Source organism: Pseudomonas sp. c313 (assembly GCF_055407145.1).
The window spans coordinates 26498-34966 of sequence record NZ_JBUZRD010000022.1 but is presented as its reverse complement, the minus strand read 5'-3'; the positions used below and the strand labels follow the sequence as shown (position 1 = coordinate 34966).

Annotated in this window: 7 protein-coding genes; 1 reads left to right on the top strand and 6 read right to left on the bottom strand. The window is 59.8% G+C overall.

The window, feature by feature from the left end:
* Nucleotides 1-345: 345 nt before the first annotated feature.
* Nucleotides 346-2238 (top strand): penicillin-binding protein 2, encoded by a 1893-nt coding sequence (gene mrdA, locus ACZRKZ_RS26980; protein WP_463983165.1) that lies wholly within the window; start codon nucleotides 346-348, stop codon nucleotides 2236-2238.
* 28 nt (nucleotides 2239-2266) lie between these two features.
* On the opposite strand, the gene ACZRKZ_RS26975 is transcribed toward mrdA, so the two are convergent.
* The 6 genes from ACZRKZ_RS26975 to ACZRKZ_RS26950 all read right to left on the bottom strand — a co-directional run bounded on the left by ACZRKZ_RS26975 (nucleotide 2267) and on the right by ACZRKZ_RS26950 (nucleotide 8249).
* Nucleotides 2267-2677, bottom strand: a complete 411-nt coding sequence (locus ACZRKZ_RS26975) for a GFA family protein (protein ID WP_463968864.1) — start codon at nucleotides 2675-2677, stop codon at nucleotides 2267-2269.
* A gap of 192 nt (nucleotides 2678-2869) precedes the next feature.
* The gene (locus ACZRKZ_RS26970) at nucleotides 2870-3850 is read right to left on the bottom strand and encodes a cyclase family protein (protein WP_463983164.1); all 981 of its coding nucleotides are present in this window, start codon (nucleotides 3848-3850) and stop codon (nucleotides 2870-2872) included.
* Nucleotides 3851-3878: 28 nt separating this feature from the next.
* Nucleotides 3879-4637 (bottom strand): SDR family oxidoreductase, encoded by a 759-nt coding sequence (locus ACZRKZ_RS26965; RefSeq protein ID WP_463983163.1) that lies wholly within the window; start codon nucleotides 4635-4637, stop codon nucleotides 3879-3881.
* 32 nt (nucleotides 4638-4669) lie between these two features.
* The gene (locus tag ACZRKZ_RS26960) at nucleotides 4670-6118 is read right to left on the bottom strand and encodes an aldehyde dehydrogenase family protein (protein WP_463983162.1); all 1449 of its coding nucleotides are present in this window, start codon (nucleotides 6116-6118) and stop codon (nucleotides 4670-4672) included.
* A gap of 2 nt (nucleotides 6119-6120) precedes the next feature.
* Entirely contained in the window at nucleotides 6121-7227 is a 1107-nt protein-coding gene (locus ACZRKZ_RS26955) for a tartrate dehydrogenase (RefSeq protein ID WP_463983161.1), read from the bottom strand.
* Between the two features lie 134 nt (nucleotides 7228-7361).
* A complete protein-coding gene (locus ACZRKZ_RS26950; RefSeq protein WP_463968858.1) occupies nucleotides 7362-8249 on the bottom strand; it encodes a LysR family transcriptional regulator in 888 nt (295 codons plus the stop codon).
* Nucleotides 8250-8469 lie beyond the last annotated feature (220 nt).

Here is an 8469-nt window from a genome sequence, read left to right as displayed (position 1 = left end):
CATGTGAGAGTAGGTCATCGTCAAGATTAAATTCCGAAACCCCATTTGCGAAAGCAGATGGGGTTTTGTTTTGGGCGCTCGAAAAGTATGAGCGAGCGCCTGCCAGTCGCCTTCAACGCTAAAGGCCATCCCTCCGTCGAGTATCCACACGCCCAGAACGAAAAAATGCATGAATAGGAACAATAATATTGATGCGCAAGCACGAATCAGACTCGGAGGATTGCCGTTGGGGAAAACGATGCAAAGTGTTTCAGCATTTTTGGTATGGTGCAGCAGATTTTCACAGGGACGTATTTTTCAGACGTAGGAGGCGGTGCCTATCTTATTCAACGAGATGCTGTAGAAATGCCTGAACCGATACCCATCAAAGATCACGAAAAAGAAAACCGTCTGGTCAACAAACGGCTATTGGCCTGTGCGCTGTTCGTGGTCGGCATTACCTGTACCCTGGTAGGGCGGATGTATTACCTGCAGGTGGTGGAGTTTGACTATCACTCCACCATTTCGGAAAACAATAGGGTCCATGTCCTACCGATTACCCCGACCCGCGGGCTGATCTATGACCGCAATGGTGTAGTCCTGGCTGACAATCGACCCAGCTACAACCTGACCATCACTCGCGAGCGCACCGCTGATCTCAAGGGCGAACTGGACTCCATCGTCAGCCTCCTGCATCTGCCAGCCGAAGACCGCGCGGTATTCGACAAGGCGCTGAAGCAGGCGCGTCACCCCTTCCTGCCCGTGACGCTCTTTTACGAGCTGACCGAAGAACAGATCGCCGTGCTCGCCGTCAACGAGTTCCGCCTTCCCGGTGTGGACGTGGAGCCGCAGTTCGTTCGTCATTATCCATTGGGGGCGCACTTTGCTCACTCCATTGGCTACGTCGGGCGCATCAACGAAAAAGAATCCAAGTCGCTGGACTCGGTTGAATACCGTGGCACGCAATCCATCGGCAAAACCGGTATTGAACGCTTCTACGAGTCGCAGTTGCACGGCCACGTCGGTTATGAAGAGGTCGAAACCAACGCTCAAGGCCGTGTCCTGCGGGTGCTCAAGCACACCGACCCCATCCCGGGGGAAAACATCGTCCTCAGCCTGGACGTCAAACTCCAGGAAGCTGCCGAAGAAGCCTTGGGCGATCGCCGAGGATCGGTGGTGGCCCTTGATCCGCAAACCGGCGAAGTCCTGGCGATGGTCAGCAAGCCGAGTTTTGACCCGAACCTGTTCGTCACCGGCATTAGCTTCAAGGAATACGCCGCGCTGCATGACTCCCTAGACCGGCCACTGTTCAACCGAGTGTTGCGCGGACTCTACGCGCCAGGTTCGACCATCAAGCCGGAAGTAGCCATCGCCGGTCTCGACAGCGGTGTAGTCACCGCCCAGACCCGAGTGTTTGACCCTGGCTACTACCAGCTCCCGGATTTCGACCACAAATACCGTAACTGGAACCATAGCGGCGACGGCTGGGTGGACATGGACGCTGCAATCATGCGCTCCAACGACACTTACTTTTATGACTTGGCCCACAAGCTCGGCATTGATCGCCTGCACGACTACATGGCCGAGTTCGGTTTGGGTCAGAAAGTATCCCTGGACATGTTCGAAGAGTCCGCCGGTTTGATGCCTTCCCAGGCCTGGAAGCGCGCCACCCGCCGCCAGCCGTGGTTTCCGGGGGAAACAGTGATCCTTGGCATCGGCCAGGGCTATATGCAGGTCACGCCATTGCAACTGGCCCAGGCCACCGCGCTGATCGCCAACAAAGGCGTGTGGAACCGCCCGCATCTGGCCAAGACCATCAACGGCGTGCCGCCAGTAGATGAAAATCCGATGCCCAACGTTGTCCTCAAAAATCCGCGGGATTGGGAGCAGGTCAACCACGGCATGCAGTTGGTGATGCACGACCCTCGCGGTATCGCCCGGGCTTCCGCCGCCGGCGCGCAATACCGGATTGCCGGCAAAAGTGGCACCGCCCAAGTGGTGGCGATCAAGCAGGGCGAGCGCTACAACCGCTTGAAGACCCTGGAGCGCAACCGGGACAACGCCTTGTTCGTCGGTTTTGCTCCGGCGGAGCACCCGAAAATCGTGATTTCGGTGATGATCGAAAACGGCGAGGCGGGCGGTCGTGTGGCGGGTCCCGTAGTGCGGCAAATCATGGATGCGTGGCTGCTGGATCAGGACGGCCATTTGAAGCCGCAATACGCCACGCCAAGCAAGGCGCCGGGTGATCCCCACGTCTGAAATCCAGCTCAGGAAGGCATGAAGATATTCATGCCTTCCATTCCTCCCACCGAGCTATCCCTTCATAGGCCAGCCACGGTACATCATGGGACGTCCAGATGTGACATTCAGGCCTGTCTCCCGGGTCATCATCCAAAGTCGCCACCCGCACAATCACATGAGGCTGATGCGCCCGTTCGGCCATCAGATGAGAGCCGCAGCGCGAGCAGAAATGCCTGAACTTCCCCGGTGAAGATTCGAACGACGATAACAGCGATTGGCCTTGAATCCAGCGAAAATGCTCACGCATGACCCCCGCAGTTGCGACGAATGCCGCAGCATGCGCCTTGCGACAGCTCTGGCAGTGACAGTGGCTGACAGGCATGTCGAGCCTGTCCAGTTGGTATTGCACTGCTTTGCACAAACAGCTGCCATGGAGAGGTTTCAGCGGACTATTCATAAAGTGCCGGCGTTTGGGGGAGAGGCGATTATTCTACCTTGAGCACGGGAAGGCATATGGGACCGCTACCGCTGCGAAGTCGACAAGCAATTGTAGATGCCGATTTCAAGGGCTTCGCCACACTCACGGTCGATCATGCCCAGCAACGCTTTGGTGCTACCCAGGCCCTGGCCGTGTCTTACGGCGGATTAGCTATTTGATTACCACCGGGTTCACCGGCGCGCCGCTGCCACCAACAATCTTCAACGGCGCGGCGGTGTAGAGGAACTTCCACTGGCCGTCGTCGGCACAGTCAGCGGCCAGATCCTCCAATAGCACGATCTCGGTAAAGGCGATCCCCAGATTGCGCATCAACGCGCAATGCAGGGGAATCTGTACCCCGGACACCGGATCGGTGATCACCTCGTTGGCGATGGTGTCGGTCACCAGGTTGGGGATTTCCATCTCATGGAACCACTCCACCAGTTCCCGGCTGTAGGTCAGCCCCGGTTCCATCAAATCCTTGAAGAACTCAGTCTTGCCCAGCTCATAAAACGCACCCATGGAGCCGGTGCGGATGATCAGGATGTCGCGCTTTTCGATGGTCACGCCCTGGGCCTTGGCGGCATCGAGCAAGTCCAGGTGGTTGAAGGTTTCGCCACGGCCCAAGCACTTCTTGCCGCGATGGCGGGCCATGTCGATCAGTACCGCACGCCCGACCACGCCGCGCTCGGCGATGGCCAGCACACTGGCCTTGGCCATGCCGCCGACAGTGCTCTGGGCGTCGTAGCCGTTCCACAATTGATTGTCGTACCAGGCGTGGCCGAGGGCGTCGTACTGGGTCGAGCCTTGCAACTGCATGAAGATCACGTCATCGGAATACGCCGCGCCGCCGGTCATGTGCGGCTGCTTTCCAAAATGGTAATGGCTGTGATCCAGGGTGTTGAAGCGCATGGACGGATTGCGCGACGGCCACATTGGGTCGCCGCCCGGATGGCCGATTTGCACTTGCAGGGTAAAGGTCTTGCCCTGACGCACGGCTGCAACGCCGCGCAGTACTTCGGCTTCGGTCAGGTAATTGAGGGCGCCGACTTCGTCGTCCGGCCCCCATTTACCCCAGTTCTTTGGCAGGCCTTCCAGTAATTTCTTGGTGTTCGGTTCGTTGTTATTGCTCTTGTTATGCAGGTCGCACATATCGATTCTGATCCCTTCAGTCGTTGAGTTACACGCAGCGCCCACCATCGACTTCAAGGCAGGTGCCGGTGATGAACGCCGCTTCGTCCGACGCTAGATACAAGCAGGCATTGGCCACATCCTGTGGGGTGGAAAAGCGCCCCAGCGGAATGCTCGCCATGAACTTCTTACGGTTCTCTGGAGTGTCCGGCACGCCCATGAACTCACTGAGCAACGCCGTGGCGCCCACCACTGGATTCACGCAGTTGACGCGAATATTGTCCGGCCCCAGTTCCGCCGCCATGGTCTTGCTCATGACTACCACCGCGCCCTTGCTGCCGTTATACCAGACCAATCCCGGACGCGGACGAATCGCTGCCGTCGAGGCGATATTGACGAATACGCCGCCGCCCTGGCCGCGAAAATGCGGCACAAAATGCTTGGCGCTGAGGAAGATGCTTTTGACGTTGACCGCAAATACCCGGTCGAACTCCGCTTCATCGACTTCCAGCATCGGCCGGTTGCGGTGAGTGGTGCCGGCGTTATTGATGACAATATCCAGCCCGCCGAATTGCTCCAGGGTGCCACGGAGCAGGGCGCCCATGCTTTTATCGTTGGCCACGTTGACCTCGATAAAGTGCGCATGGCCACCGCTTTCGGCGATTTCATTGGCCACCCGCTGACCGCCGACGGCGTTCATATCGGCGACAATAACCCGTGCACCCTGCTGGGCGAAGGTCTTGGCGATACCTTCGCCAAAGCCGGAACCTGCCCCGGTAACGATGGCGACTTTGTTTGCTAGACGCATGGAGTGTTCTCCTTTCTTGTTGTTGTGATGAATCAGCCGTGTTTGATTGCAATGGTCTTCAAGGTGGTAAAGCCCAGCAGTGCCTCGAAGCCTTTTTCCCGGCCATAACCGCTGGCCTTGACGCCGCCGAACGGCAATTCGACGCCGCCGCCCGCACCGTAGTTATTGATAAAAACCTGGCCGCAACGCAGCTTGCGGGCCAGGCGCATTTGCCGTGCGCCGTCACGGGTCCAAACGCCCGCCACCAGCCCGAATTCGGTGCCGTTGGCCAGGCGAATGGCCTCGGCCTCATTGTCAAAGGGCATTACCGCCAGTACCGGTCCAAAGACTTCCTGCTGCGCCAGGCGGCTGCCTTCTGGCACGTCGCGAAACAGCACCGCTTCCTGGAAATAGCCACCGCTGCCGGCTTCGGCCACTACGGTGCCGCGCGCCGCAACCGTGATCCCTGCCTGTTCGGCTTCGCGAATAAACTCACGCACCAGACGTTGCTGCTTTTGATTGATCAGCGGGCCCATATCCAGGTCCAGCGCCGATGGACCGGCGCGCAGTTCAGAGAAGCGCTGGCTGAGTCTTGCCAACAACGCTTCATAAATACTGCGTTCCACCAAAAGGCGGCTACCCGCCGAACAGGTCTGCCCGCAGTTCTGCACGATGGAGTTGACCAGTACCGGCAGCGCCTCATCCAGGTCGGCATCGGCAAAGACGATTTGCGGCGACTTGCCGCCCAGTTCCAGGGTCACTGGACAATGGCGTTCGGCGGCAGCTTTCGACACCGCCGTGCCAGTAACGGTGGAGCCGGTGAAGGAGATGTGATCGATGCCCGGATGAGCGCACAACGCCGCGCCCGCTTCATAGCCGTAGCCGGTGACCACGTTGATCGCTCCGGCCGGGAAGCCTACCTCGGAGGCAATTTGCGCCAGGCGCAGCAGCGACAGGCTGGCGTCTTCCGCCGGCTTGACCACGCAGGCATTGCCCGCCGCCAACGACGCGCCGACGCTGCGGCCAAAAATCTGCATCGGGTAATTCCACGGGATGATGTGCCCGGTCACCCCGTGGGGTTCGCGCACCGTCAGTACCGTGTAACCGGCCTGGTAGGGCAGGGTTTCGCCATGCAGCTTGTCGGCGGCGCCGGCGTAGTACTCAAAATAACGGGCGAGGGCGGTGGCGTCGGCGCGAGCAACTTTCAGCGCCTTGCCGGTGTCCCGCGCTTCGATCTGCGCCAGTTCTTCGTGATGTTCCAGCACCGCCATACCAAGCTTGGCCAGCAAGCGGCTGCGCTCTACGGCAGACAATGCCCCCCACGGGCCGTCGAAGGTTTCGCCCAGTGCCAGGCGCGCGGCGCTGACAGCCGAGTCAATATCGGCAGCGCTGCCACGGGCAATACTGGAGTAGGTTTCACCGGTACTCGGATCGATCACCGCAATGTCTTCCAGCGAGGTCGAGGCCTGCCATTGATTGTCGATGTAATGTGCGTTTTTCATGCTCAACTCCTGTTCCCAGCGACGCATGCTGCGATGGCCCGACCTACTTCAAGGGTGCTGGCGCTGCCGCCCATTTCTCGGGTGCGCGGGCCTTCGGCGAGGACCGTTTCGATGGCGCTGACGATAGCTGCAGAGGCTTCCTGATAGCGCGGATCTGCGTCTCCCAAGTGTTCGATCATCAGCGCCGCCGACCAGATCTGGCCGATCGGATTCGCGATGCCAAGCCCGGCAATGTCCGGCGCCGAACCATGTACGGGCTCAAACAATGAAGGAAAGCGCCGCTCCGGGTTGAGGTTGGCCGACGGCGCAATGCCGATGGTGCCGGTACAGGCCGGGCCCAGGTCGGAAAGGATGTCGCCAAACAGATTGGACGCCACCACCACGTCAAACCAATCAGGGTGCTGGACGAAGTGGGCGCAGAGGATATCGATGTGAAACTTGGCGGTCTTGACGTCCGGGTAGCGCTGGGCGATCAGGTTCACCCGCTCGTCCCAGAACGGCATGGTGATGGAAATACCGTTGGACTTGGTCGCCGCCACCAGGTTTTTTCTTGGTCGCTGCTGTGCCAGCTTGAAGGCGTAGTCCACCACTCGGTCTACGCCTTCGCGGGAGAATATCGACTCCTGCACGGCGATCTCCCGCGAGGTGCCTTCCCACATCCGCCCGCCGACGCTGGAGTATTCGCCCTCGGTGTTTTCCCGCACCACGATAAAGTCGATATCTCCCGGTACTCGACCGGCCAGGGGGCAGGGCACGCCAGGCATCAGGCGCACTGGGCGAATATTCACGTATTGGTCGAACTGGCGACGGATCTTCAGCAGCGATTCCCACACGGCGGTGTGGTCGGCAATGATGTCCGGCGCGCCGACGGCGCCGAAGAAAATCGCGTCATGGCCGCCGATCTGCTCGGCCCAGTCGTCCGGCATCATGGTGCCGTGGGCCAGATAGTGCTCGCTGCACCAGGCAAAGTGATCGAAGTGAAAGCCAATGCCGAAGCGCTGGCTGATGGCTTCCAGCACCCGCAGGCCTTCGGGCACCACCTCGCGGCCGATGCCGTCGCCGGGAATCACGGCGATGCGGTGGATGGGGCTGGTCGTGGAATTGGACACGCCGTGTCTCCTGTTTTGTTTTTCTTATTGTTCAAAAGTAAGGGCAACTCTGGCGGGGCATTCTTGGCACAGGTGTGGCAGTTGGGGAATTGCTTATTGTGGAATCGGCCTTCGCGAAATTCGAAGGCCGATGGTTATGCGCGGTTACAGGTGCTGAGGTAGTCGAACAACGCCAGGCTAGTCAGCGAAGGCTGTTCCTTGCGCATGCAGAGGTACATCTGTCGGTCGGCCCAGCTGTCGTCGATTTCGATAAAGCGCAAGGCCATCTCCTTGCGGAAGATCTGCACCGCACCCTGAGGCAGCACGCCAACACCCTGGCCGGCGGCGATCAGGCGGCACACCGCTTCGAAGCTGCGCACCTGCACCCGCAACCTCAGGGGCATACCGATTGCAGCGGCAGCCTCGGTGATCAGCGGCGTGATGGCGGCGTTGTCTTCCAGGCCGACAAAGTCATAGCCGAGCAAATCCTCAAAGCGTGCATGACGCATTTTGAGCGGGTGGTCGCTGGGCACGATCAGGCACAGGCGATCCTGGCAGTAGGGTTCAAAGCGCAACTCTTCACCGCTGGGCCGGGTGGTGACGATGCCGACATCCGCCACGCCTTCACGCACGGCCTGGAGAATCTCCCGGCTGCGTTCCTCGCGGATATCCACGCGGATGCCGGGATGCAGCGCGTTCCAGTGGGTCAGTTGGCGCGGCAGTTCCTGACTCATCGCCGAACTGTTGGCATACAGGCAAACTCGGCCGGTGGCGCCCTTGGCGTAATCGGCGAGGTCGGCGTGCATTACATCCACCGCCCGCAGGATCGACTGCGCATGCTGGGCCAACACGTCCCCGGCTGCCGTCGGCAATACACCGGTGGACGTGCGGGTCAGCAGGGCAACCTTGAAGTGCTGCTCCAGCAACGACAGGCGCCGGCTGGCGGCGGAAAGGGAGATATGCGACTGCTCGGCCGCCCGGGACAGGCTGCCCAGCTTGACCGTCTTGAGGAACAGTTCGATGGAAGTGAGGTCGGGGGCCATGCCGGGGTCCTTGTGGGCGGTGTTGGAAAACTACGCAGTTGGCGAGCGGCTGTCCAACCACCGGGAGGTAAAGCCGCTCCCACGCTAGTTCTACCTTGTTTGTCAGTCCACATTCCTTAACTGACAGGCATTGGGACAAAGGTGTGAGTGCCCGTAGGTAATTTCCGTTAACGTGCCGTGTTTTATGGGATGCCGAGTAGAATCACCCCCTGAAAGCGAT

Coding starts and splice junctions, on each gene's coding strand:
- ACZRKZ_RS26975 (WP_463968864.1), bottom strand. CDS start 2,677: ATGAATAGTCCGCTGAAACCTCTCCATGGCAGCTGTTTGTGCAAAGCA.
- ACZRKZ_RS26960 (WP_463983162.1), bottom strand. CDS start 6,118: ATGAAAAACGCACATTACATCGACAATCAATGGCAGGCCTCGACCTCG.
- ACZRKZ_RS26970 (WP_463983164.1), bottom strand. CDS start 3,850: ATGTGCGACCTGCATAACAAGAGCAATAACAACGAACCGAACACCAAG.
- mrdA (WP_463983165.1), top strand. CDS start 346: ATGCCTGAACCGATACCCATCAAAGATCACGAAAAAGAAAACCGTCTG.
- ACZRKZ_RS26965 (WP_463983163.1), bottom strand. CDS start 4,637: ATGCGTCTAGCAAACAAAGTCGCCATCGTTACCGGGGCAGGTTCCGGC.
- ACZRKZ_RS26950 (WP_463968858.1), bottom strand. CDS start 8,249: ATGGCCCCCGACCTCACTTCCATCGAACTGTTCCTCAAGACGGTCAAG.